This is a genomic window from Sulfitobacter sp. R18_1 (assembly GCF_017743915.1).
GTDB classification, from domain to species: domain Bacteria; phylum Pseudomonadota; class Alphaproteobacteria; order Rhodobacterales; family Rhodobacteraceae; genus Sulfitobacter; species Sulfitobacter faviae.
Genome location: NZ_JAGHRG010000016.1, coordinates 34429 through 59384, shown reverse-complemented (window position 1 = coordinate 59384; position 24956 = coordinate 34429). Strand labels below are relative to the sequence as shown.

At 52.2% G+C, this 24956-nt stretch carries 16 protein-coding genes and 1 pseudogene; 10 read left to right on the top strand and 7 right to left on the bottom strand.

The window, feature by feature from the left end; genetic code table 11:
- Nucleotides 1-137 precede the first annotated feature (137 nt).
- From J7392_RS22820 to J7392_RS22805, 4 genes are all read left to right on the top strand, one after another.
- Nucleotides 138-989, top strand: coding sequence for a CsgG/HfaB family protein (locus tag J7392_RS22820; RefSeq protein ID WP_209219567.1), 852 nt, complete (start codon nucleotides 138-140; stop codon nucleotides 987-989).
- Between the two features lie 20 nt (nucleotides 990-1009).
- Nucleotides 1010-1726, top strand: coding sequence for a hypothetical protein (locus J7392_RS22815; RefSeq protein ID WP_209219565.1), 717 nt, complete (start codon nucleotides 1010-1012; stop codon nucleotides 1724-1726).
- Nucleotides 1727-1853: 127 nt separating this feature from the next.
- Entirely contained in the window at nucleotides 1854-2261 is a 408-nt protein-coding gene (locus J7392_RS22810) for a hypothetical protein (RefSeq protein ID WP_209219564.1), read from the top strand.
- A 271-nt stretch (nucleotides 2262-2532) separates the two neighbouring features.
- Nucleotides 2533-3297 carry a response regulator gene (locus tag J7392_RS22805; protein ID WP_209219562.1) on the top strand — a complete coding sequence of 255 codons (765 nt, stop codon included), beginning with the start codon at nucleotides 2533-2535 and terminating at the stop codon, nucleotides 3295-3297.
- Here J7392_RS22805 and J7392_RS22800 read toward each other — a convergent pair.
- Nucleotides 3294-3914 carry a response regulator transcription factor gene (locus J7392_RS22800; protein WP_209219560.1) on the bottom strand — a complete coding sequence of 207 codons (621 nt, stop codon included), beginning with the start codon at nucleotides 3912-3914 and terminating at the stop codon, nucleotides 3294-3296. The two genes, J7392_RS22805 and J7392_RS22800, sit on opposite strands and share 4 nt — an antisense overlap.
- A gap of 403 nt (nucleotides 3915-4317) precedes the next feature.
- Here J7392_RS22800 and J7392_RS22795 point away from each other — a divergent pair, with 403 nt between their 5' ends.
- Entirely contained in the window at nucleotides 4318-5157 is an 840-nt protein-coding gene (locus tag J7392_RS22795) for a universal stress protein (protein ID WP_209219558.1), read from the top strand.
- 81 nt (nucleotides 5158-5238) lie between these two features.
- Nucleotides 5239-5652: a universal stress protein gene (locus J7392_RS22790; protein ID WP_209219556.1), complete on the top strand. Its 414-nt coding sequence runs from the start codon at nucleotides 5239-5241 to the stop codon at nucleotides 5650-5652.
- A gap of 75 nt (nucleotides 5653-5727) precedes the next feature.
- On the opposite strand, the gene J7392_RS22785 is transcribed toward J7392_RS22790, so the two are convergent.
- Nucleotides 5728-6063 (bottom strand): hypothetical protein, encoded by a 336-nt coding sequence (locus J7392_RS22785; RefSeq protein ID WP_209219554.1) that lies wholly within the window; start codon nucleotides 6061-6063, stop codon nucleotides 5728-5730.
- A gap of 950 nt (nucleotides 6064-7013) precedes the next feature.
- Here J7392_RS22785 and J7392_RS22780 point away from each other — a divergent pair.
- Nucleotides 7014-7310: a hypothetical protein gene (locus J7392_RS22780; protein WP_209219552.1), complete on the top strand. Its 297-nt coding sequence runs from the start codon at nucleotides 7014-7016 to the stop codon at nucleotides 7308-7310.
- Between the two features lie 1355 nt (nucleotides 7311-8665).
- Nucleotides 8666-9595: a hypothetical protein gene (locus J7392_RS22775; protein WP_209219551.1), complete on the top strand. Its 930-nt coding sequence runs from the start codon at nucleotides 8666-8668 to the stop codon at nucleotides 9593-9595.
- A gap of 78 nt (nucleotides 9596-9673) precedes the next feature.
- Here J7392_RS22775 and J7392_RS22770 read toward each other — a convergent pair whose 3' ends face one another.
- The 3 genes from J7392_RS22770 to J7392_RS22760 all read right to left on the bottom strand — a co-directional run bounded on the left by J7392_RS22770 (nucleotide 9674) and on the right by J7392_RS22760 (nucleotide 14546).
- The gene (locus tag J7392_RS22770; RefSeq protein WP_209219549.1) at nucleotides 9674-11059 is read right to left on the bottom strand and encodes a glycosyltransferase family 1 protein; all 1386 of its coding nucleotides are present in this window, start codon (nucleotides 11057-11059) and stop codon (nucleotides 9674-9676) included.
- A gap of 89 nt (nucleotides 11060-11148) precedes the next feature.
- On the bottom strand, nucleotides 11149-12921 hold the full coding sequence (locus tag J7392_RS22765) for an ABC transporter ATP-binding protein (protein ID WP_168612186.1): 1773 nt from the start codon (nucleotides 12919-12921) through the stop codon (nucleotides 11149-11151).
- Between the two features lie 206 nt (nucleotides 12922-13127).
- Nucleotides 13128-14546 (bottom strand): glycosyltransferase family 1 protein, encoded by a 1419-nt coding sequence (locus J7392_RS22760; RefSeq protein ID WP_209219548.1) that lies wholly within the window; start codon nucleotides 14544-14546, stop codon nucleotides 13128-13130.
- Between the two features lie 124 nt (nucleotides 14547-14670).
- On the opposite strand from J7392_RS22760, the gene J7392_RS22755 reads away from it, so the two are divergent.
- On the top strand, nucleotides 14671-17922 hold the full coding sequence (locus J7392_RS22755) for a glycosyltransferase (RefSeq protein WP_209219547.1): 3252 nt from the start codon (nucleotides 14671-14673) through the stop codon (nucleotides 17920-17922).
- A 658-nt stretch (nucleotides 17923-18580) separates the two neighbouring features.
- Here the strand turns inward: J7392_RS22755 and J7392_RS22750 are convergent.
- Both J7392_RS22750 and J7392_RS22745 read right to left on the bottom strand, forming a co-directional pair.
- Nucleotides 18581-18757, bottom strand: a pseudogene (locus J7392_RS22750) (transposase domain-containing protein); the annotation flags it as partial.
- A 247-nt stretch (nucleotides 18758-19004) separates the two neighbouring features.
- On the bottom strand, nucleotides 19005-22910 hold the full coding sequence (locus J7392_RS22745) for a non-ribosomal peptide synthetase (protein WP_209219546.1): 3906 nt from the start codon (nucleotides 22908-22910) through the stop codon (nucleotides 19005-19007).
- A 306-nt stretch (nucleotides 22911-23216) separates the two neighbouring features.
- Between J7392_RS22745 and J7392_RS22740 the strand changes: the two genes are divergently transcribed.
- Nucleotides 23217-24665 carry a mannose-1-phosphate guanylyltransferase/mannose-6-phosphate isomerase gene (locus J7392_RS22740; RefSeq protein ID WP_209219545.1) on the top strand — a complete coding sequence of 483 codons (1449 nt, stop codon included), beginning with the start codon at nucleotides 23217-23219 and terminating at the stop codon, nucleotides 24663-24665.
- The last annotated feature ends 291 nt before the right edge of the window (nucleotides 24666-24956 follow it).

The window sequence follows — 24956 nt, the reverse complement described above, 5'->3', positions numbered from 1 at the left end:
GCAGACCAGCGTCGACGGCGCCCGCCATCAGTAATGATTTCCATCTCAGACATAAGCACGTGCTTAAGGCTATCCTTAAGCCTCCTTGGTCAGTCCAAGGTGTCCGGTCGAAATGGGGGCCAGTTCAAGACGCGACGATGAAACTTAAGCCCTCAACATATCGACGATCAGCATGGCTAGTTGCCGCCCTTGTAGGAGGAGCCGCTTTAGGGGCCTGTTCGCCGGTGACAAATAGTACGCAGCAAACCAGCCCCCTTCAGGGTCCGCCGGTTACTGATAATCATACACCCTATACTGTTTGCTTGGCGGCGCTGGCGGCGAACCCTGCCCCAAACCGACCAACCGTCGCGGTAGGGCTCATCGCTGACAAAACAGGCAAGCGCGCCTACGACAGCCTGAACGATAGCACTGAGCTAACCCAAGGCGCGTCCGAAATGCTGATCAGCGCCTTCTTCAAGACAAAGCAAGTTAATCTTGCTGAACGTCTCGATCCTAGAGTGGCTTTGGCAGAGCAGCAGCTTATCGAGCAGAAACTTATCAAGAGGCCCGCTCGCATCGTCGATGTTGCGCCAGCGCATTTTCTGGTCCTCGGCGCATTGACTGAGTTGAACTACAACATCCAATCGGGCGGCGAACGACTTTACATCGCTGGTATTGGCGGCAGTCGCCGAGCTGCAGTGATAAATGTCGGCATCGATCTAAGGGTCGTAGACATGAATAGCTTCGGCACAGTCTACGTCACAAGTCTCCAGAAACAAATTGTTGGCGTCGAGCATGAGGCGGGCGTTTACCGCTTCTTCGGCGACCGCTTTGTAGAATTCGACTCCGGAGAAATACGCAACGAACCGTTGCAACTTGGAGTTCGGTCGGTGGTGGAACTGGCGGTCTACCAGATCCTCACTGAAGGGCTCGGCCTGCCAGCACAAGAGAGAGAAGGCTGCGCACCGGGTGGGGAATACCCCGAGAAAACAGACCAGACACAAACTTAACCTCAGGAAGGATTACTCAAATGAAACCTCACCAGCTTGCTGCTTCGGCCATTGCGATCATTATTGCAGCGCCAGCTTTCGCATTCGATACTATCAACTGGAACTGGGACGCTGACGTTCAGTCTACTGTTGTAACAGATGCTGTAAGTAGCATTTCTGTTGCACCTACCGGTTTGGAGCAGGTCGAATCCGAACAGACTTCACTGGGCGCCATGACGGCACTTAGTTCCAGCACGGGTATCGACAACGCGCTGACCGGGTTGGTCGGATTTTCCAGCGACGACATGGTCAATGTCGAAACTCAAGCAAGCGCACTTGGGAACAGCGCAAGCTTCGATTCCGACGTCTCGGTCGCTTTTGACGCCAGCCAAACGTTCGGAGGCGCTGACCTCACTCTTGGTACAGGCCTAACCGGTACAATTGCAGATATTTCTTTGCCGGGGGCGATCCTTGCGACTGCGACGACAACTGGTGTGCTGAACGGCACCGTGGATAACAGCGCTACCGGGGTCGCGAACAGCTTAACCGCAAATCTGGTCACTACTTCAGATCAGGATGCGTTCTTGATGGGCAATAATGTTCAGAATGCCATTGGGACTGTTGGCTCTACTTCTACCGTCGATGCTGTCGTCTTTGCAGATGTGCCAGGCCTTGGAACGCTTGCATCTCCAACGATCTCATCGGCTTCTACGGCGGTTGGCAACAACCTGGGCGTTACCATCGACGGCATCAACTGAAATCAGAATGGCGCGTGAGGTTCTTTCCCCACATTGTTCATCTCCAAAGAGCTTTATGCGCCACAGGTGGCCCAATGCCCGTATTGGGCCACCTCCCTCACCTCACGCTTTGATCTGGAGAACTGTCGTGAAATATATTCTCGTTGTTTGCCTTCTTTTGCCAGTTCCCAAAGAAGTTTGGGCTGGAGAAACGACCTTCGTCATTGGAAGTCGTCCTTGGAATTTCGCCAATCGAAGCCGCGAAAACCACCTAACTATGCAGATGCGCGGACCTGATAGCTTTGGCGGAGCCCCCAGCCCTCCTAACCTTACCGCAAGTGGACACCACGGCTATCCAGTCAGCTCAACCTCTTATGCGATCGGGAACTGGGTGCAGGTCGACATGCATTTGGGGGATGGCTCTGAAGGTCTGATTATGATCGAAAATCACCAGAACAATCAGGGTAATCAGCAATCTGTTTCAGACGCTCTGGGTGAAATTATTGACAGCTACCAAACGGATGCCTCCACCAACTCAAAAACGATCGTGGAATAGCGGTTTTGCGAGCATATTTGCTTCAGCAAAGAACCTCTGCAACCCAAATTCGGCTAGCCTATCAGCTAGAAAAGCTCTTGCCACCTTTTGAGATGGTAAGCCTCATTAGGCCTTGTGATGCACTGAGAAGCTCTTTTTTGGCCGCTAGTGGTGTAGAAAGGGTGTACAGACTTATCCAGAGGTGACGTTGCGAGGAAACGGCTCTGACCGAGCAGCCATTCCGATATGGTCTCCTCCATGCTTGATTTCTTGGAGAAGGGAAGTAATTGCCTTGCCCGCATCGAACCCAACAGCCCACCTAAAACCCCTCAAAATTCTTCTAGTAGAAGACAATGAAATCAACCGCAGCATCGCGGGTGAGATGATCAAAGTAGAAGGTCATCAGGTTATCTTCGCTCACGATGGACATGACGGGTTCCGTAAAGCGCAGGAAGACTTCTTTGATCTCATACTTATGGATATCAGTATGCCCGGTATGAACGGGGTCGAGGCTACTAAGAAAATCCGAAAAACAGCGGGTCCTTCACAGAACACACCCATTTTTGGCGTGACCGCACACGCACTTGCTGATGAGATAAAGAGCTTTTATTCATTCGGCATGCAACGCTGCCTAATTAAACCCCTGCGGATCAATGTATTGAGAGAAGCCTTGGCAACTATTGATGGCGACAGGCAACTGAAGCGAGAGGACTTCTATCTGATCAATAGCGATGTGCTGCTTGAATTGTGCGCGGCTATGGAGCGCCGGGCATTCCTAGCTCTCTTGGTGCAAGTTGTCGATGAAATCGAACAAGCACGTGTTCTTATATCTCAGCAGATGGCCGCTCGCTCTTATGTAAAGGTCGCTAGAGATGCGCATAGGATTGCGGGTTCCGCAGCCGTAGTTGGAGCTTCAGTGCTGCAAAAGTCAGCTGCGGCGCTTGAGGCAGCGGCTAAAGTGCGTGATGATGTCGGTATCTCCCAAAAATTCAACGATTTTGTTTCTAAGGCCGAAGAGACCGTCACGGTACTTAAAGAATATAGTCAGGGGCTTTAGCGTTCAATAATCCCTTTCTGCTTGCCTAGGAGCGCTGCGTGGGTTCTGTTTCTTGCGCCTAGTTTCTGCATCAAAGATTTCATGTAGAGTTTAATTGTAACTTCTTGCAACTCTAAGTCACGAGCGATTTCTTTGTTGGACTTTCCTTCGCGCAATCCCGCAAGGACTTGCATTTCTCGGGCGGTCAGTACGACATCAGGATCTGGGGTTACACCCGCAGACTGCGCTTCGCGCATCCATCTTATCGGAGCGAACTGTTCGCCCAAAAGCATAAGATTAATTGCGCCTACAATCGCGCGCACGCCCAACGTCTTAGGAATGAAGCCCGCCGCTCCATAATCCAAGGCTTGCTCTGCAATCTCAACAGAAGCGACACCTGACATCAATGCTATGGGGGTTGAACCAGCACTTTCTAGCGTCTTCTTAAAACCTTGGAGGCCCTGCATCCCTGGCATATCGTAGTCCAAGAGAACTATATCGGGGGAAAGCTCTTCTAGCTTTAACAGCACTTCTGCAACTGTAGAAGCTTGGGTAACAGTAATATCCCCCGTGTTTTCAAGAACATGAGTAAAAGCCTCCCTAACTAAATCATGATCATCAGCAACAAGAACATGCATGCAAAGATAGACCTTTCTCTAGTTCTCAAGGATTCGGGCGCGACCAGATGCTTTTACGCACGCGCTACGATTGTATTAGGGAGCAAACTTTTTGCCCAATTGGTTCTTCCGATACCTATCAATAATACTTACAGCTCCCGGAATTTTCCGCGCGCAGTATTTTGGATAAAAAATATACCTTTTAGTATAGCATCTTAGCCATTGGGATATGCCCTCCCTCATTCCCCATCCAATAACACGTGGAAAGATGAGAAGCTTGAAGCTGCGCGTCAAAGCCGGCCAAGAAGTTAAGTTTATACTACCTGAGCCAAAAAATTTCGTTTTGATCTACGTCAAACCTCAGCCTGTTGTCCCTTGCTAAGCTGAGCATAGACGCACTAAATTTGCCAACAGGAGGCGTATTATGTCAACCAAGACAATTCTGACCTGCCTTACCGATACGCAAACCGCTGAAGCGGTATTGCGCGCCTCAGCTTTGCTGGCCCGCCAACATAATGCCCATGTCATCGGGTTGCATACAATAGAAGCTTTGGTGGTTTATCCTGGCATTGCCATGCATGTCCCAGACAGTGTGTTTGCAGCATATGGTCAGTCCCAAAAAGAACAATCGGCCGAGCTGAAGACCCTGTTCGAGACCCATCTTCACACTGAAGATTTCGTCTCCGAGTGGCGTCTCGTCAAAAGCCAGTCAGAGACTGCCTCAGAGCGGATCGTTGAAAGTGCGCAATGTGCAGACCTTGTGGTGATGCCGGCTGTAGGTTCCGACGCACAGAACAATGCGCATGCCCGTCTTTTAGAAGCGGTTATCCGGGATGCGGGGAGGCCAGTCCTTGTGGTGCCTAAAGACTTCAAGGCTGACACGCTTGGGCAAGACATTTTGATTGGGTGGAACGGTACACGCGAGGCGGTGCGAGCTGCGCATGATGCCCGCGCCTTACTCAGCGAAGGCGATAATGCCCATATTGTGCGGATCAATGAACATCATCATGACGTCAGCCGTGATGTAACCTCAAGCGACCTGGCTGCTGCCTTTGCTCGACATGGAATTAAGACCACCTTGGTCGAGCGCTTTTGGGGGCGCCCCGGTGTGGCGGCTGCATTGAACAAAGAAGCGTTTGAAAGAGGCGCAGATATGATTGCTGTCGGCGCCTTTGGGCATTCACGAACATACGATCTCGTCATCGGAGCGGCCACCCGCGAGTTGCTGCGGAGCGCTGACTTCCCAGTGTTGTTTTCTCGCTAAGCACCCACCAAGACGAGGTGCCCGCCAAGAACCTAGAGGCTGAAAGCAGCCACTGCTTTCCTCCCAGAATTGGAGAACCCTATGTACACAAAAATCATGATCCCCATTGATTTGCGTCATGTTGACCAAATGGGGAAGGCTCTTCAGGTCACCGCTGATGTCGGAAGACTTTATGGCGCGGAAGCCCATATTCTAGGGGTAGGGCAAACGGCGCCCAGCCAAGTTGCACGTACGCCCGAAAGTTTTACCGATAAACTGACGGCTTTCGCATCTAAAAGCTCCGAGATTTATGGCATAGCTTTCGAGGCACATAGTGAGATCAGCCACGATCCTTCGGTTGATCTCAATAATGTCTTAACGCGCGCCGCGAAATCTATTGGAGCCGACCTTGTCGTTATGGCAAGCCACACGCCTGGATTTGCCGAACATATATTCTCGTCGAACGCAGGCTACTTTGCTTCGCATGCCGATATATCAGTGCTGGTCGTGCGCTAGTTTCACATATCTTGAGGGGGGGCAGCCCAAAGCAGTATATTCACGTCTGCCTGCAAACAAACCAGAGGCAGACCCTCAGCCACTTTCGGCGTTATCTGCCAAATCATAATCCTTCCAACCAAAGAAGCCGGAGAGCGTGCCCAAGACAAGAGAAGCTGACCCCCAGAAAGCCATATCGGGAAAGTCATTTGAGATAGAAAAGGCCAAGAAGGCAGCAACCACAAAAACACCCCCCCCGAGGCGGGGGAGCTTGAAGGTAAGGGCTCCGGCGCCAAACACTAGGACGGCAAAAGTAATGCCGAAAGAGCTTGCTTGGGTAAGCTCTCCTCCGGTTTGCTTATTGAAAACCATGAACTGAAGCATCACCAGGATACTTAAGCCAATCCCAATCGCGCCTAATGAAAGCTTCATAAAGTGCCTCTTCGACAATTCTGAACAAACCCGGAACTTAGGGGAAAGACATCAGGTTACATGCATAGTCTTTTGTGGCCGATAGAATGCCTTTTCACGCGGGAATTTACAACCTAGGCCTTAAGGGCTGGTAGGTAGCGCACACCACAAAGCGCGCAGCATGAGGCGCTTCGCTTAGCGATATGCCACATACTCCTTTTGTCCGTACGCAGGCCCCGCCGGGGGCCTTCGCGATCAATCTGCCCTGCAAGGAAAGGATACGGCGACCTATGTGTCGGGATATGTGGAAGACGGGCCACCGTAGCCTACCCCAACCATCGGGAAGATGGCTGGGACAAGAGAGCATAGTTTCTCTTTATTCAGATAATTTAGTGGGAAGAGCCAGCCAGGCAGCTCTTGACCGCATCCCAGTTGCGGTTTGCGGCGCTAGGGCATGATGAGGCTGCTAGCAAGTTTGAGACCTGCAACGATCCAGAGGACGACAACAATAGAGATCGAAATTTTAAGGTTACGAACTTTGGTCGTTTTGAAGCGCGCAGGTCGTTCATCCTTAGTTTTTCCATGTTGCGGTATATACATGTGGTTCAGCTATTGGTGGGCAATTTTACAGAGGATGTTTCTAAGACAGTTGGTCTGTTGGTAATACGGCATATCCCAGCTGGGTCAAAATTTACTTTCTACTGCTTCTTCATCTTTCTGGACGTAGAATTACGTTTCTGTAGCATCTCACACGACAGTGTGAGCCCATGTGAAGTTCTGGTTGCTTCCAGTTAATTACCTAAAAAGTATGAGTTTTATCATATGTGTTATCGTAGAAAGAGTGCTTGAGGTGGCGGCTACGACCTTCTTGGAGTACGCTGTCGAAACTTTGTCAGGCTAAGCCTCGTTCCTTCACCATAAACAACGCCATTGCGATGATGGTGATTGAGAGAAAGCCAAAGGAACGCAAAATGAAACTTATCCTCACAACTGCCGCCGCTGCACTGATTTCCACTGCTGCTGTTGCCGAAAACTCAACCCGTTACAACGACATCTTCCTTGACACTTCGATCAATGCGCAAACGGTGTACGGCGATAGTGAACGCAATTGGAAGCCGGGTGCGTCTACGAAAGTCAATGATATCTTCTTGAACACCAGCGATCGCGCTAAGAATGATGACACTGTCATGTCGACGCGCAGCAGCCTGCGTAGCCCCGGCGAGGGATATGTCTATGGCGGGCATGGGCAAGGTAACGACAGCCGCTAACGCATTCATAGGTGCAATGGCATTTCGACAGTGTCGGCTCTAGGAGCCACGCTAAGACTTAGATTTCCACATCCTGCCAATGACAAGGCGGGGTGTGAAAATGCTTGAGACGAGTCAAGCCGTACTACAAGCCAAAGAACCTGTAGCAGCCGCTCGACTGGCTTCGCAGAACCTCTAGCTAATCAGCAGTGAGCGTTGGCCTCAAATATGAGACCATGCTCCGACACTATGCAGCCTGAGAGACCAATAAGACTACGGATATAAGAACTGCGACAAAAGCAAAATAAAAGCGAAGGTTCTGCATTGCGGCGTCCCGGATTGGATTGATGGGCTGGTAGCCAAAAGACAAAAGGCTGTCACTTTGGCGCGCGTTCTCTGAAGTCGGTCTTAGCTGGAGCGCGGGCTCATAGGGGAGGGGCATACTGATCACAAGAGCTTTCTGCGCCGCGCAGAAACCTTCAACAAATTTTGATCTGTTTATGTCGTGCCCTGAGATTGAGCGACGTAGCGCCGCTACCTCCTAAGCCTTTTACTCCTTACTTCGGGGTATGCGGGGCAAAATTGCAAACTAGCGATGAGGGGAGCGATTACATCCGATCAATTTTCGAAAGTTTTGCATCCAGATTCTACGATAGGTCCGGGTGAGATTAAGCGCCCTCTTCTTGGGTGCAAGATAACTGATTGAACACCAGTGATTTTTTTCATGCACCTATTGCTGTCCTCGGGACCTTGAGATCTGCCATCGACGTAGATATCGATCCAAGGATATCCCTTCCAGCCAATATGGCATGGTCCGTCTTGAGGGGTCGCACCATCTCCACACAGGTCTTCAACGATCGCATACTTACGCAATCGCGGGATGTAAAATCGTGTACCAGGCTGAAAATCTTCTGATACTCCACTTCCGTCTGCCCGCCACCCTACCGCCAAGGTTACGGGATCGTCATAGGTCCCTATCCCCGCTGCCATCTCATGAATAACAGGACGCCCGATGATAGCAGAAGCCGGGGGAGTATTGTCCCAGTAACTGTAGCCGGTCAAAAAAACAGTCATTCGTCTCTCTGCGAAGAGCCCGATGATCGCCAAGAGTATCAGAACCAGAATTGCACATATGAGGCTTATAAACCTTCGGTTGGCCATGGTCTTCCTTGGTCGCGTTAGACAAAAGGTTCCGGGTCAGTCGTTCCAGCCCATTCTCGGGCGGCAGCAAGGGAGATAGCTATTCAAAAGAGTAGTTCTAGCGGACAATTGGTCACCCACCTTCGACGCGATTGCTTTCCTATACTTTTGATCGTTCGACTATAGATGTCGTCTTTGGCATTATCCTGAACTGAACGGTTTTTTGTGGCTATGTAATGGCCCGTATTGGATTAAAGAGCTTTATGACGGCGCATTACAAAAACAAGTTGACCTCTCCTCACGAGACTGCAGATGCGAAAGCAATGCGGGACAAGGCCCGAGTTACATTTGTTCGCTTGATTGCTCTGATGGAAGCGGAATTCTTAGCGCCTCGTAAATTAAAGCATCTACCTGACAGCGCACGCAGTCATCTCACCCTCCCAGAACTTCCCGCCGCATGGTTCTCTAAGCCAGTAGATGGGTGGAACTGGGTTACGCTCAACGCAGAAGCACAGGCCACATTCGACGACTATTACGACCTCTTGTTCTGCTTACACGCAGTGCGACAATTCAAGATCAATATGGCGGCGCTTCAAGGAGCAGAAAACACACGAAATGAAGACGCTAGAGCCTTTTCAGACCCGGTGCAGCAGGAAGTACATAAGTTGCAGTCATCTATAGTGACGCTTGCACTTCAGCAAAGCCATCAACCTTTGGCTGGTACAATTGGCATATTGTCGACCGAGAGCAAAGTTACGCCAAAGTACGCCCAGCAACCATATGCTTATCAAGTTAAGGGGCGCGCCACCGATATCTCTCTTGATTGCTGGGATGCGGCTGATGACCTAGAGAAAGTAAAACAATACCACGCCTCAGGGTATATCCCCCGATTGGTCGTTTTCGATGACACACCTTCTCCTCGCTTAACCGCCTATATAGAAGCTTACCAAAAGTATGGCGGTGAGATTTTTCTTGGCGACCTTGCGTGGGAGCATGTTCACCAGCATGCGAACAAAAACCTTTGGATCTGCATAGATCGCTACTGCCGCAACCCGTTGAGGCTTGTATCTTCGGCGACAGACCTCGATCCCAAACCGCATGGCATAAACGCCATAGGCGAGCGTGGGGTACCTTCTTGGGCGAATAGCGTTCTCGGGCGTTGTTAAACCAAAGGAATTCGGAGACGGAAGCTCGCCCTCCACAGCAAGCTTAAATGTTGCCAACGGTCGCGATAGAGCCCGATGTTATCGGAGTGCCTGCATAAATTCTTCAGCGACATCATCCCATGTCCGAAGGCTTGCTTGCGCGATCCGCTCCTCGAGAGCCTTCCGGTGGGCTGCATCACCAATTAACATCTTGCAGGCCCCAGTAATACTCTCCACGTCCAGAGGGTCACAATACTCTACTAGGTTTCCGCCCACTTCAGGCATCGAAGTAGACCTCGCCACAACTGCAGTTTTTCCCATAGAAAGGCTCTCCCCAATAGGGAGCCCCCACCCCTCGTAAAGGCTAACCATGACGGTGAAGAGGCAGTTACTATAGAGCGCTGCAAGCTCTACATCAGATGGCCGGTTAACAATCTCGATCATGCCATTGAGGCTTTTCGTTTGCCTCATGAAATCAGTGAAATCCGGGCTTTGCCAGTTTTGCTTTCCTGCAAAGACCAACTTTGGTGTCGCAATGTCTTCATCCGCGCACAGATGCTCCCAAGATAGGGCCAATCTCAGCAGGTTCTTGCGATCTTCCAAGGTACCGACAACTAATACATAGGGATGATCAAGTATTTGGTTAACCTGCTCGCTGCAGGCACCCCTTTCGACGGCAACGGGCCGATGGAACTGCTGGGCTAGAGGTACCACTTTCACCGGCCGCAGGGTGCCTTCCTTTTCCAAATAGCTCAGGAGGTCTTTGGAGGTATGGCATGAATTGGCTAGGTAGCTGCTGCAGTAGTTCGTGGAAGTTCTCAGCCAATTGTCGAACTTATGGGAGAAGCCCCCGTTCAGATGCTCTTTAGCGAGAATAGGAATGAGATCGTGCACAAAGATGGTAATATCAATCTGCTTGTCGTTTTTTAGGCGTTCTAGTTCTTTCGCCAGCTTACTTAGACCGAAGACGGCCCCCAAAATAACCACCCGGTCACCAGGCTTTGCCAGATCACGCACCAACTGCCCCTTTGGCTTTGGTGGGAAGGGAGCAACCTCACGCTTGCGCTTGCTCGCATGATAGCTTTTCCATTCGGCAATTGAGCTCCCTTTGCTAACGAAATGACCCTCATCGCCGATCGCCGCCCTAAAGTGTCGAACAATTGAGTAAATCCAATACTTTAGGGGCCGCAAACGATACCGTCCAAGGGTCGGGGCTGTCTGCTCCATGCGGCGCGCCTTAGAGCCAAAGAACATATGGCTAAGCCGGTCAGTATCGAACTCAGGCATATCTGTAATGTAGGAAGCTGGCAGAGCGATGTACCGGTCATCAAGCGTCCAGAACGAGATCATGACATTCGCGGGCCCTGACTGCGCCGAGAACCGCTTAATCAATTCGAGAGACACCCGCTGGATCCCCGAAATAGAAGACTCCGTGCGCACATAACTTAAGATGTCAGAAATGTCGAAGAAGTAAGTCGGGGCCACCACTGTTCGCCTTTGTGATCTAAATACTATTTTTCATGTATAGTTGAAGTCGGGCTCTACTGAGGTATGTGAAGCCTCTAGGGGCGACCTCAGCCATAACTGTTGCGTTGAGCGGTGAACATGGCTGCGTAAAGTCCATCAAGCGCCATCAGCTCACTATGAGACCCTTTTTCTACAACCGCCCCCTCATCTAGCACATAGATCATGTCCGCATGCGTGACGGTAGAGAGCCGGTGCGCAACAATGATGGTTGTCTTATCTACAGCCAAAGTATCGATAGCGCCGCGCACCTTTTCTTCGGTCCGCTGATCGAGAGCTGAAGTGGCTTCATCTAGCAGCAAGATGGGTGCGGAGCGCAGAAAAGCGCGCGCGAGTGCAATACGTTGCTTCTGGCCACCAGAAAGCTGTGAACCTTTCGGTCCTAGAGGAGCGTCTCCGCGGCTTCGCATCAATGTATCGATCCCTACCAGCTCAGCAGCCCGCCAGATTTCAGCCTCGCTTGCTTCGGGACGCACATAACGAATATTTTCATAGATCGAGTTGTTGAAGATTACGATATCCTGAGCAACGACAGAAAACGATTGCCGCAACTTGTCGATACGTAATTGGTCGACGCGATCTTCGCCAATTTTAACCGCCCCTTTGCTAACGTCATAGAGCCGTGCAATCAAGCTTAGTACGGTGGTTTTGCCCGACCCTGTGGCGCCGACGATCGCTGTAATCTTCCCCCCCTCAAACGTCATGTTCACCCCTTCGAAAAGAGGCTGATCTTCTTTGTAGGAGAAGAACACATCTTCCAGAACGATATCCGCATGAGGGTCAAAATCTTCTTTGGCGTTAGGCGCATTCGTGATGGTCGGACGCTCACGATAAAGCGATTGCAGGCTATCTAAGATGATTAAGCTTGCCTGCAGGCTAACAAAGAAGGTGGTCATGCGGCGCGCAGGGTCGAATATCAGCGCCATACCGACCATGAAGGCAATAATTGAGGCCCCATCCATATCAAAGCCAGGATTGAGCGCCATGTAGCCCCCAACCCCGATGATCAGAACATAAATGATGGCAGCCAAGATATCGACCGAAGGGCTCATCAATGCTTGCACTGCCTGTAGACGAATTGTCAGGCGCCTGATTTCTGTTGTGGCCCTGTTGAGACGCATCTGCTCCACGGGCTCTTGATTGGAGATCTTGACCGTGCGCATGCCATTGCTCATCTCTTCGATGCCAGACATGTAATCGCCCATGGCATTCTCTGCGCTGGCCTGCACCTCTTTAACGCCATGAGAGATGTGTCGGACAAGAATGGTCACCGTTGGCATGACAAGAATGACCAAAAGAAACAGCAAAGGGTTCTTCCAAGTCAGATAGCCTGAGACGATAACCACCGTAACGGCATCGCGTGCAGCATTCACTGTGGTTTGCCCGATAAAGCCACTGAGATCCTGGGCCTGATTGACCAAGCGCAGAATGATCTCACCAGATTTGGTGCGCTCAAAGTATGCCAAATCAAGGGTCATCATGTGATCAATCAGATCACGACGCACCTTGTAGACTGCGTCGCTCGCCAGCCAAGTCGACAAACGGGGTACAGCATATGACATGAGCGCTCGTATGGAGAAAATCCCCATAACCATGGCGCAAACACCAACCAGACCTCCAACCGAACCATTGTCGAAGATGACCCGCAAGCCATCCTCGGTTAGTCGGATAAACTGCTGATAAGCCACCCCTTGTATCAGGATCATCCCCATTACGAGGCCAAGCCAAGGTGCCTTCTGCTTGAAGTATCCATGCCAGAACCATGCGATATTTTTCTTATCCTGATCTGTGAACAAAGGGCGTTGGCCATTCTTCCGGAACATTTTGGATAACCTGATCATGGGCATAAAAGTCGCGTTCTCTGACAAGTACGCGCGCTCTCTATAAGAGAGTAGGGGTAAAGTGTATCCCTCAACTGCTACTCCTCCGCCGGAGCGCTGGCCAATGTCACACAATCATTAGGGCTTTTAGGACAGCAACAAAGACACCTTAAACCCCCTCTGCAGCCGGTAACTGTCCTCGTGTTGCGTTAAGCAACCAGCTTCAGAAGGTCGCGGCCCACATCGTCCCAGCTTCTCATGGTCGCCTTGGCAATCTTTGCCTCCAAAAGACCACGGTGCTCTGAATCCGAAATGAGTTTGAGGCAAGCCGCTTTGATGGATGAGAGGTCATGTGGATCAAAATATTCCACCAGATTACCGCCCACTTCTGGCATTGATGACGTTTGCGAGACGACCCCGGTTTTGCCGTAGCTGAGCCCTTCACCGATCGGCAGCCCCCACCCCTCGTAGAAGCTAGGTGTGGCCGTGAACAAGCAGTGACGATAAAGGAAATCCAGCTCTTGATCGGTAGGGCTCTCGCAAACCTCGATCCACCCCCCCAAACGACCCGTAGCTTGCATGAATGCCTCAAAATCAGCGTTGAGCCAGCCTTTACGGCCCGCGAAAACCAATTTGGGAAGCTGAACACCTGGCTCAGCGCGCAGTTGGTCCCATACCTGTGCTAGCGCCCAAAGATTTTTACGTGCCTCCATCGTGCCCACGCAAAGAACGTAGGGCCATTTGAGCAAAGCACGAATGTTTTCATTCAGATCCCAACTGGCAGCCAAGGCGGCATAGGGCGCAGGTATATCCGTCTTCGTATGCACTCGGGGAGCAGATACTCGGGGCAGGGCCTCTTGCGCCAACGGCAGAACAGCGACGTCCCGCTCGGCTTCGTGGCTGGCCAAAAATACATGCAGATCTTTTGCAGTCGCCTGAGAGTTGGCCAGGTACAGATCTGTACTTTGTAAAGTACTCAAAAGCCACTTATAAAACCGCATCGGATCGGTGCCTGAGATGTACTCAGGATTTTGCATCTGGATCAGATCATGTACCATTAAGGCGATTTTGACGCCCTTCTCACGCAGGTCGTCGCGCCAATTTTTCGCAACATTCCAGCTTGGATCAAGCCAGCCGGCATCCAAAAGGATCACCCAGTCACCCGGCTCACATACCTTTGAAGCCGCTTGGGTTTCAAAAATTGGCTTGTGACGCGCATGACACGGGTTTGAAGCCCGCCATTCTTCTATTGTCAGGTTCCGTTTACGGAAGTGATCTTCATTCCCTATTTTGGCATTAAGATCGCGCAAAACCGTATGAATAATGCGTTTGGCAGGCTTTTTCGCGTAGCCTTCCAATGACGGCCGAGGCGCACTCGTCGGAGCGGCATCAAGCACGTGAGCGAGTTTTTGTAGGTCTGCGGCACCCTGCGGGGCCAAGAAGGAATAGGGTAACATGCGATAGTCGCTCGCATCATCCCCGCAATACCCCAGCCAAAGCTTATCCTTAGGATAGTGAGCTGCGAGCGCCTCTATGAGCATCACCATAACCCGTTGGATGCCGCTCAGTTGCGCGTGTTTAGAAATATAGTTACGCAGTTCAGTTACATCGACAATTATCTTTGTCATATGTGAAAATGCCATATCTAGGATAGAATGGTGGTTCTATTGGCAGACTGCCTGCTTCTTAGCAAGCAGCGCCTAAGCCCCTTGTCCGGATGGGGGCACAGTAAAGCCAGAGTTGAGGGCAAGCATGAACAGGGACCTTTTCTACCGTGATTTTGAAGCGGCCTTTCGAGGATCACGGGAAGAGATCATCACGCGCTTAGGCTTTTATGCCCCCTTTGTGCAGCCGTTACGGGGCATTTCCGAGATGCCACTGGCAACCTTCGATATGGGTTGTGGGCGCGGCGAATGGCTGGAAACTTTGGGACGCTGGGGATTTGCAGCACGAGGCGTTGATCTTGATGAAGGAATGTTACTGGAGGCGCGTGACCTTGGTCTCGACGTCACCTGTGCCGACGCGCTCGAAAGCCTATCCGCACTACCCGATAATAGCCAATCCGTTATATCGGCATTTCATCTCGCGGAACACATTCCTCAAGATATGCTACTTACTCTTTTGGAGGGAGCCGTGCGAGCGCTCGCTCCGGGCGGTGTTTTGATCATTGAAACCCCCAACCCAGAAGCCATTGGCGTAGCAACTCTGACGTTTTACAATGACGCAACGCATCAAAGCCCCATCCCGCCTGAGGTTCTGAAGTTCCTCTTCGGCTACCATGGGTTTAATCCAGTCGGACGTTTCAGACTCAATGGGCCGAAAGACCATGGCACCCCAGGGTTGAAGGATGTGCTTTATAGCGCTTCTCCTGATTACGCTGTGATCGGTCAAAAGCCGGGGAACGAGGCCGCAGAACAAGCTCTTGGGCGAGCGTTTTCTTTGGATATTGGAACTTCCAGTGAAGACCTTGCAGGAGCGTTCGATGCCGCACAGCAACAGCAGATCAGGATATTGAATGATCAGTTGCTCCAACTGCGGAACCAAACAAACGCAATGCAAGCCGACATTGCCCTTCTGCACCGCCTCAAAAAGACCAAGTTCATGCAAAGGTCCCGCAAGCTGCGCAGCCTTGCTGATTGGATCAAAAAGCCCAAACGCCTGCGTCCAGTGCGATTGAAGCCCCGACCGGCTTCTGCGCCCCTAATGGCACCTGTTGTCCTTCCTCAAGGCCCACTCAGTTGGCAATTAGAAGGCCCTTTCGATAGCTCTTACTCCTTAGCTTTGGTCAATCGGGAGCTTGCCCGGGCATTGGATAGAGCCGGGCAAAAGGTGACTTTGATCTCGGCCGAAGGGCCGGGCAACTTTGAGCCAGATCCAAAGTTCCTTGAAGCCGAACCCGATCTCGCAAAGATGTTTGGACGCTCCGAGGATGCGAGGATCGTCACTCGCAATATGTACCCTCCTCGCGTTAAAGATCTGCCTAAAGGCTCCGAGAAAACCCCGATTATCGGCGGCCTGCATTGTTACGCGTGGGAAGAAACAGGGCTCCCCGTAGAATACGTCGAGCACTTCAACAAACATTTGCGGTTCATGACTGTAACCTCGCCACATGTGCAGAGGGTGATGATTGATAACGGTGTACGGGTACCAGCATATATCGTTGGGAATGGTGTAGATCACTTGGCGCTTGATATAGATCCTAAGCCTACGCCTATTTTACCTCAGCGGATTAAACGCGCCGAACGGGTGTTCCTTCATGTCTCCTCTTGCTTCCCACGCAAAGGCGCTGATGCTCTCCTTAAAGCTTGGTCAAAAGCCTTCGGGCATCGGGATGATGTGGCCCTGATCATCAAGACCTTTGAGAACCCACATAACGATATTGCATCACAGATTGCAAAGGAGCCGGGCCTATCACAAGTTCATCTGATCTCAGACGACATGTCAGCCTCCGAGCTCTTTGCGCTTATGGCCTTGGCCCATGTTGCTGTGTTGCCGAGCCGCGCAGAGGGCTTTGGTCTGCCCGTTGCAGAGGCCTTGATGTCCGGATGCAGAGTAATCACCACCGGCTGGAGCGGCCAAACAGTCTTTGAAGGATGCCCACTCCTGCGCTTTGTCGATTATGATCTAGTGCAAGCAGATAGTCACTTAGGGGCCGGGAACAGCCTGTGGGCAGAGCCAGATCTCAATGATCTCGTTAATGCACTCAACGAAGCAACCGAGATGGCCTTGCCGACCGCCGCGGAACAAAAGGCAGCGCGCGATTGGTTGCTAAGCCAGTTTACTTGGGATGCTGTTGCACAACGTAGCATTGCAGCTGTTAGACATGCTGCCGCCACCCCCACAACACCTCCCCGCATTGGCTGGATCAGCACGTTCAACACCCGCTGTGGAATTGCGACGTATTCCGAGCATCTGATTGATCACATGCCCAATGACGATATTGTCGTCTTAGCTTCTGATAGTGACGACACCCCCCAGCAAGATGAGAGCTTACCGCGTCCAATAGTGCGATGTTGGCGTGAAGGGCAGGGGGATTTGAGCCGCCTTACGGCACAAATTGACGCAACAAACCTCGATGTTCTGGTCGTACAATTTAACTACGCGTTTTTTGATATGTCTCAGTTAGGCACCTTTCTGACTGAGCAGCACGCGGCCGGTCGCCGAGTGGTGATGATGCTACATGGCACCAATGATGCGCGCGCACCTGCAGATCGCCAATTACGTCAAATCGCTCCAGCGCTTCAAAGCTGTGATCGCCTCGTGGTACATACATTGGCGGATATGTCTCGACTTCGAGACATGGGAATTACAGATAACGTAACCTTGGTTCCCCATGGGATCCTAGCCCCCACAGAAAGCAAAGCTTTGCCACCCCGTAAGGGTCCAATTGTTCTGGGGAGCTATGGGTTCTTTTTGCCTGGAAAGGGTTTGGTTGATCTGATCGATGCCGTCGCTCTGCTGCGCAGACAGGGTCATGATGTCGTATTGCGTATGATCAATGCTGAATACCCTCAGCCAGTCTCACGCGCGGAAATTGAACTCGCACAAGATCGCGTAGCCTATCACCAGATAGAGGACGTCGTTCAAATCAATACAGAATTCACAAGCGATGCAGTGGCCATGGCAGCCTTGCAAGACTGTGACCTTATCGTATTCCCCTATCAATCAAGCGCAGAGTCAGCCTCAGGTGCAGTGCGCTATGGATTGGCAAGCGGTCGTCCAGTAGCGGTCACACCTTTAGAGATCTTCTCAGATGTCGCAGACATCACTCTGACCTTGCCCGGTTGTTCCGTCACCGACATGGCAAAAGGAATAGAAGGTTGGCTCAAGGGCTTACGTTCAGGCTCTCATGGCGCGTCGAACAGCGTGATCGAGGACGTACTAAGACGAAGCGCTGAATGGTGTGCCGCACGATCCTACACCCGCACGGGTGCCCGCCTTTCAGGAATGTTAACTGCATTGCACAACGCACCACCTGCCACTTTCTTTGACATGGACGATTAAGAACACCTAGGGGCTGCATGACAGCAACGCCTAGGATCCATCATTGATGCCATCGCGCTTTGGCTCGCACAAAGCCACGCCCGCGTCTCAAAAATGCGCTCTTCGCCGGTCACGATGCTGGCGCAAACTGGGCTAGCACCATCTCTGATTGAGGCCTGCAAACTCAAGAAGATTGGGCCCAACGGCTATCTGCCAGCTATTGCACAAGGGCATAAATAGACCGCCAACAACGAACTGCTACTTTGGACCCGTGGGATCAGCGCACCGCTTCGTAAGCGTTGCCTAGACCGCACCTTCCCAGTTTTCGCCTGAGCTGCGACTCCGTTTCTGATGGATATTGGGCGAGAGTTTCACGATGGCGACTACGGTAGAGTTTCTCAGGGACCACGGGGTGGAGTTATCTGGTGCTTAGACGTCTAAATATCAGGTACCAACACCTAGAAGGCCATTCTTTAATCATGCCTTAACTAGTTGTGTGTATGGTTATCGAGGTAAGGCAGCCGAATAGGCAGCCAAGTTTCCCGCCGAATAGGCGGCTTAACTCACTATGTCGACCGCCGAACAGGCGGAAGAAGCCTGGCCCCTGACGGGGCCGGGTTTTTTGATTTTAGAGACATGGCGGGACGCATGTAGGCGCTCCTAGGAGGGCACTGTCGGGTCAGCTTGACGGCTGGAAATTCCACGGAAGAAGATCGTCGATGCGATTGGCAGAATGACCTGACGCAATCGCTTCAAGGGTGGCCTTAAGGTATGCGAACGGTTCGACATCATTGACTTTCGCGGTGGCGATGAGAGATGCGATGCGGCCCCAGGCGTGGCCGGCAAAAAGCGCATGCCATATCGCTCAGCGACAGCGTTCACCGTTGCACCGACCTCCAGCGTGTCCGCCACCGCCTGTGCCTTTGCGCATCCGACCAACGGCGGTGGCCGGACGCATAAATCTCAACGCCAAGCGATCTGAGAAACGAATTTGTAGCGCACATTGCGAAACGCACTCCCCATCATAAGATGAGTTCGTTCTCGCAGCGCGGATCACACCCTACAACGTGACACCGGGCCACCGCTTACAGTCGTTTGCCGCACTACCGCGGAGCGCAAAGAGCTTTTGTGATATGTTGCGCCAACTCTTCGACGTGAGGGGGGTACAGCATCGTAATATGGCCGCCCTTCACTTGGATCATATCAAAGCCGGCTTTTGCGACGCTTTTCCACCCAAGTCCATTTGCGAAGACGGCCTTAGCATCAAAAGGATCATCGGCTTTGAAGATGGTGATCCTGCGCGGGTAGGGAGACGGTAAGTAGTTTGAAATAGCGAGTTCGCTCAATGCGACAAACTGGGCAACAGAACGCGCTTCATCGCATGCAGGGGCTACTTCTGGGCCAGATTCTTTTAGCCGGGCCATCTCTTCTGCATGGAGCCTTTCGCCGCGCCGTTCTTGCTTAAGCTTGTCGAGATAGGGTTTGCCCTGTTTGAGAAGGTTTTTGAAATGTACCCATCTATGTCCGAGGCGGCCTTTACGGATGCGCCCATCAGGTCCGCTAGCATCGAGGAATATTAGAGCCTGAACATCGCGGCCTGCCGCAAGAAGTTGCTGAGCTACTTCAAATGTAATGAAGCTGCTGACCGACACCGCAACGAGTGAGACTGGCCCTGCAGGCCGATGGTGTTTGATCTGCTCTACGTAGAATGCAGCTAAGGCTTCAACCGTTGATGGCATCCCTTCTTTGCGTATGCCGATTGTGATGCCGAACAAAGGTTGATTGGGGTTCAGTGCGCCGGCCAGCGGCAGGAAAAAGGAGTTGTTCTCTCCTAAGGCATGTATCGCATAAAGCGGCGTGCGTCCTCCTTTAGGCTGTAAGGGGATGACGCAGGACCGATCCTCGGTTTTGGTGGTGATCAGCTTTGCGATGCCGGCAGGGCTTGGATCTTGATAGAACAGGCTTGGGTCAATGCGCGTGTCAAAGGTCTTCTCCAAAAGGGTGTTAAGGCGCAGAATAGAAAGAGAGTTGCCGCCAAGATTAAAAAATGAACTGTCTGCGGCAACCGGGCTGGTTTCCAGAACGGCTTCAAAAAGTTCCGCTATGCGACGGGTATGCGAACTGTCGGTTTTAAACTGTGGCTCGAGGCTCTGGACCACATCTTGTGGGAATGGAAGAGCCGCAACATCAATCTTGCCTCCGGGGGTGCGCGGCCAAGCCTCTACATAAGAAAGCTCTGGCATCATATAGGGGGGAAGTTTTTGAGAGAGATCGGCCTGGATGTCTTGCAACAAGGGTGGGGCCGTCGCGCGGGCTGCAGAGTACCAAGCCACCAATCTTCCATTCTTGTTATCTGCTACAGCAACATAAGCACGTGCCACGTCGTGCCGCTCTTCTAGCAAGCTTTCGATTTGATTGGGATCGATCCGGAAGCCCCGAACCTTGAGTTGCCGGTCCATCCGCCCAATAAAGTTCAAAAGCCCGTCTTGCCAGTACACCCGATCCCCGGTGCGATAACTGCGGCCAGCCGAAGTGTCTTTGTGGAAGCCTATGCGCTTTGCACCCTCATCAATCACATAGCCCTCGGCGACAGCCGGGCCGGCAATGCAAAGCTCTCCTGGAGCCCCTATAGGAGCAAAAGACCCATCGGCGGCCAGAACCCAAGCGCGGGCGTGGGCAAGCGGGCGGCCGATTGGAACAGAATGCCGCAAAGGGCGATCATCTGTTAGTTCATAAGCCGTACACGTGATAGTGGTTTCCGTGGGGCCATATCCGTTGATCCATCGGACCTTAGGCGCGATATCGCGCCATCTGCGCAAAATCGATAAGGGGACACGCTCACCTCCTACGATGACCATGCGCAGATCAGGTGGCACAAGGCTATTATGAGTTTCTAAAAAAAGGGTAAGCTCCACCCAGAAGCCCGTTGGTAGGTTGAGCAAAGTTATGCGATGTGCCTCGCAGGCTTGCAGGAATGCCGAGACAGATTGTGACATTTTGGGGCTGCGGAGCAGCAAAGTAGCCCCAGACAGAAGGGTCGGGATAATCTCTTCGATCGCCACGTCAAAACTGAGACTTGCAAACTGCAAGACCTGATCTTCGGATGACAGGTCGAACAGTTTGGTAACGGCTGCGGCATGAGCGGCGAGAGATGTCTGTGATACCACGACACCTTTAGGGCGCCCGGTGCTCCCAGAGGTAAATATAATATAGGCGTTCCGGTTTTCGCTCATATGGTTGCGATCCGGAGCGCGCGCTTGGCGCTCTTGCAGCTGGTCGTAGCTCAATGCCAACGTAGCTAGATTGAAAAGTGGGGCATCGGCATCTGTTAGAATGATTTTGGCGCCGCTGTCTTGCGCCATAATGTTCAGAGTTGTTTTCGGATAGGTTGGGTCCATCGGCACAAAGGCCGCACCTGCCTTCCAAATCGCGAGAATGGCCACCACGAAGGCCGGGCTGCGGGAGGCGCAGATGCCAACAACATCGCCCTGCGTGACCCCCCGATCTATAAGACGTTGGGCGAGGGCATTAGCTGCTGCGTCAAGTTCGCCATAGGTTAGTTTGCCGCCCCCAATCCGCTTTAGAGCCGTGCGGCGGGGCCAGCGGGCTGCTTGCCGTTCAAAGGCGGTGATACAACAAGGCTCAGATGGTGCTGTATCTGTTACGCTGGACAGTAATTCGAGACGCTGCCTTTCATCATCATCGAGCATGGAGAGCTGTGCCAGTTGCGTTGTTGGAGCAGAGGCAGCCAACTCGCAAAGCAGGTTCTTTAAGTAGTGTGCCAGGCGAGATGCTTGGGGTACCTGCTTATCGTCATATTCCACCTCGATCCGCAGCGCCTCATCTTGATAGGCTGCAACAGTAAGGGGGAAGTCGTCCTCTTCATACAACTCCACACGGCGGTGTTGCCATTTGGCGCCATATCCTTGCATGCGCACATCAAGAGAGGCTCTCTCGAACATCAGCGAGGATTCGAGCAATGGTTTGTCCAGAGGGACATTCGTAAAACGCCGCAAACCTGCGAGCGGTGTATGTTCAAAAGGACGCAAATCAAGCTGCCCTTTACGGACGCTCCGCAAAAGCGCGCCAATGGATAGCTCTTGGCCCAGTTGAACGCGAAAAGGGACCGTAACAATGAAGCACCCCAAGGCAGACTCGGTCTTCTCAAGTAGGTGCCTGCCACTGAGGGTCATGCCAAAAACAGCATCGGCACGACCTGTGAACCGCGCCAGCACAACGCCCCAAGCTGCTGAAACCACTGTGCTAAGATTCACATCCGTAGCATTTGCCAAAGAAACCAAGGCTTTCGTTTCGCGCATGCTCAGCTGCTGCGTCAGTGTCTCTTTACGACTTGGCTCTTGACGAGGAACAATGAGTCCGGTGTCACCCTCCCACCCCTCAAGGGTTTGGGCAAAATAGGTTTCTCCCGATACGTGGTTCAGAGCCTCTACTGCAGTGCAGTGCTGCAGGAAGATGCTGTCTGCAACCTCGGGCGTAACAGGAGAAGGGCGCCCAGCCTCTATGGCCTCATAGTTGATAAAGGCTTGAGCCAGTAAAGGAGCGAAGCTGCGTCCGTCGAGCAAAGCGTGTGGAAAAGACCAAACCAAGATACTGGAAGTCGGCCCAGTCCGTATTAGAGTGAGCCGAAAGCAAGGGGCTGCGTCGAGCGGGCAACCTTTAGCGCGGTCAGCTTTTAGAAATGCTCGAAACTGTTGGTGTATCTCATTGGGGGAAACATGAGCCCAATCAAGCGTTTCCACGGCCACATCATGAGACATCGCGATACGCTGCGTTGAACGTGCTGCTCCATTTGATTGTATCTCCAAACGGAGAATAGGAGACTGTTCGACAAGCTTCTGGAAAGCAGCTGCAAGGATGCCGGGGCTTAAGCACTCATGATCCAGATGGCAGACAATCTGCTCAAGATATAACCATGGCCGCTTTGAAGATGCAGCCACCATAGCCTCTTGAACCGGCGTCAAAGGCACAGACTGGGTTTGAAAACTCACTCGTAAAATCTCAACGCTTAATATTGGCGAGCATAAGCCGATTTCGCCTAAGAAAAAACAAAATTTCTATGCGATGAATGGATCTCGTCGTGCGGACGAAAGCCGAAACGGCCGTCGAAGGTGTTGATCGACGGCGAGACGGTCAAGGCTGTGACGAAGCAATACGAACTGCTGCCTTGGCAGTTACGCCAAACCCGTGTGACCAGCGTACCGCTTACGTGGAATCGATGGCACTCTTAGCTTGGCTTATGGCTTCTAAAGAGTCAGGCTGCTACTGCTTTTAGCAGTATTTGACGAGGTAACTAGATGACCCACATTGTGCACCCCATTTTGCTGTGCGGCGGTTCTGGCACACGGCTGTGGCCGCTGTCGCGCAAGAGCTACCCCAAACAGTTTGCGAAGCTAATGGGGGCATACAGCTTATTCCAAAGCTCTGCACAACGCATGATCGGAGAGGGGTTCGCCCCGCCCATTCTCCTGACAGGATCAGATTTTCGTTTTGTCGTAACTGAACAGCTTGCAGCGGTGGAGATTTCCCCCGCAGAGATCCTAATTGAACCTGAAGGTAAAAACACTGCTCCAGCAATTTTGGCGGCGGCTCTGAACCTGGCTGAGCGCGCTCCAGAGGCACTCATGCTGGTCGCGCCTTCCGACCATGTCATACCGGATGCGGACGCATTCCGTAGTGCGGTACAAGCCGCTACACCTGCAGCACTAGAAGGTCAGCTGGTGACCTTCGGGATACACCCTGATCGCGCAGAGACAGGCTATGGTTGGCTCGAGATCGAGGGGGCATTGGCAAAAGATCTGAATGCCGCACCACAACCTCTAAAGCGTTTCGTCGAAAAGCCGGACAAACCTTCCGCAGAAGCTATGCTGGCCGATGGTCAGCATTTGTGGAATGCGGGGATTTTCCTCTTTTCTGTGCAAACCATCATTACGGCTTTCGAAACACATGCACCCGAGATGCTGATGCAAGTGCGTACAGCCGTGGAAGAGGCCGAGAAAGACCTCGGTTTTACACGACTGGCCCCAGATGCTTGGGCGCAAGTTGATAACATTTCCATTGACTACGCAGTAATGGAGAAGGCCGGCAATCTCAGCGTTATGCCCTATTCCGGCGTTTGGTCAGATTTGGGGGGATGGGATGCTGTCTGGCGCGAGTCCGGGCCAGATGAAGAGGGCGTAGTGACGTCCAATTCTGCAACGGCAATTGATTGCCATGATACATTGCTGCGGGCCGAGGATCCTCGCCAGCATCTTGTAGGCATTGGCTTGCAGGACATCATCGCAGTTGCCATGCCCGATGCTGTGCTGGTCGCCCACAAAGATCGCGCGCAGGACGTTAAAGAAGCCGTAGCGGCCCTCAAGAAGAAAGGTGCCGCCCAAGCCGAAACTCTGCCTCGCGACTATCGACCATGGGGGTGGTTCGAAAGCTTGGTCTCAGGTTCGCGTTTTCAAGTTAAACGTATTGTCGTGCATCCAGGCGCGGCTCTCTCACTGCAAAGCCATCATCATCGCTCTGAGCATTGGATCGTTGTGGAAGGTACCGCGAGAGTAACGATCGGAGAAGATGTGCAGCTCGTGAGTGAAAACCAGTCAGTCTACATTCCCCTCGGCACGGTCCACCGAATGGAGAACCCCGGTAAAATTCCCATGGTTCTCATTGAAGTGCAGACAGGAAGCTATGTGGGTGAAGACGATATCATCCGCTACGAAGACGTTTATGCCCGCGGCCAGGGAGCTAAGGGCTAGCGGCGCACCCGCTAAGTGACCACGTTATAATCAAAAACAGCCCAAGGCGACCCTATGAAGCTACTGATTTGCATGCCTTTTTTGCTTCTCTCGGCTTGCAGCCCAGCACCGCGCAAAGAGCTTCCAATGCACTATGACCCCACCACTGGTGAGATGCGGCCTTGTGCTCATATTGGCATGCTAGGAGACTGCAAACACTTCATGTGAGGCTGGCTTAGGTGCGTGCGAAAGGGGGCGCCCTTCGAACTCATCTTTGCCTACCGAGACAACAATTTTCCCACAAGCCAAAGC

What these genes read in the sequence shown, in the direction of transcription:
- J7392_RS22820 (WP_209219567.1), top strand. Translation starts at nt 138, where the DNA reads ATGAAACTTAAGCCCTCAACATATCGACGATCAGCATGGCTAGTTGCC.
- J7392_RS22815 (WP_209219565.1), top strand. Translation starts at nt 1,010, where the DNA reads ATGAAACCTCACCAGCTTGCTGCTTCGGCCATTGCGATCATTATTGCA.
- J7392_RS22800 (WP_209219560.1), bottom strand. Translation starts at nt 3,914, where the DNA reads ATGCATGTTCTTGTTGCTGATGATCATGATTTAGTTAGGGAGGCTTTT.
- J7392_RS22795 (WP_209219558.1), top strand. Translation starts at nt 4,318, where the DNA reads ATGTCAACCAAGACAATTCTGACCTGCCTTACCGATACGCAAACCGCT.
- J7392_RS22790 (WP_209219556.1), top strand. Translation starts at nt 5,239, where the DNA reads ATGTACACAAAAATCATGATCCCCATTGATTTGCGTCATGTTGACCAA.
- J7392_RS22785 (WP_209219554.1), bottom strand. Translation starts at nt 6,063, where the DNA reads ATGAAGCTTTCATTAGGCGCGATTGGGATTGGCTTAAGTATCCTGGTG.
- J7392_RS22780 (WP_209219552.1), top strand. Translation starts at nt 7,014, where the DNA reads ATGAAACTTATCCTCACAACTGCCGCCGCTGCACTGATTTCCACTGCT.
- J7392_RS22775 (WP_209219551.1), top strand. Translation starts at nt 8,666, where the DNA reads ATGGCCCGTATTGGATTAAAGAGCTTTATGACGGCGCATTACAAAAAC.
- J7392_RS22765 (WP_168612186.1), bottom strand. Translation starts at nt 12,921, where the DNA reads ATGTTCCGGAAGAATGGCCAACGCCCTTTGTTCACAGATCAGGATAAG.
- J7392_RS22760 (WP_209219548.1), bottom strand. Translation starts at nt 14,546, where the DNA reads ATGACAAAGATAATTGTCGATGTAACTGAACTGCGTAACTATATTTCT.
- J7392_RS22755 (WP_209219547.1), top strand. Translation starts at nt 14,671, where the DNA reads ATGAACAGGGACCTTTTCTACCGTGATTTTGAAGCGGCCTTTCGAGGA.
- J7392_RS22740 (WP_209219545.1), top strand. Translation starts at nt 23,217, where the DNA reads ATGACCCACATTGTGCACCCCATTTTGCTGTGCGGCGGTTCTGGCACA.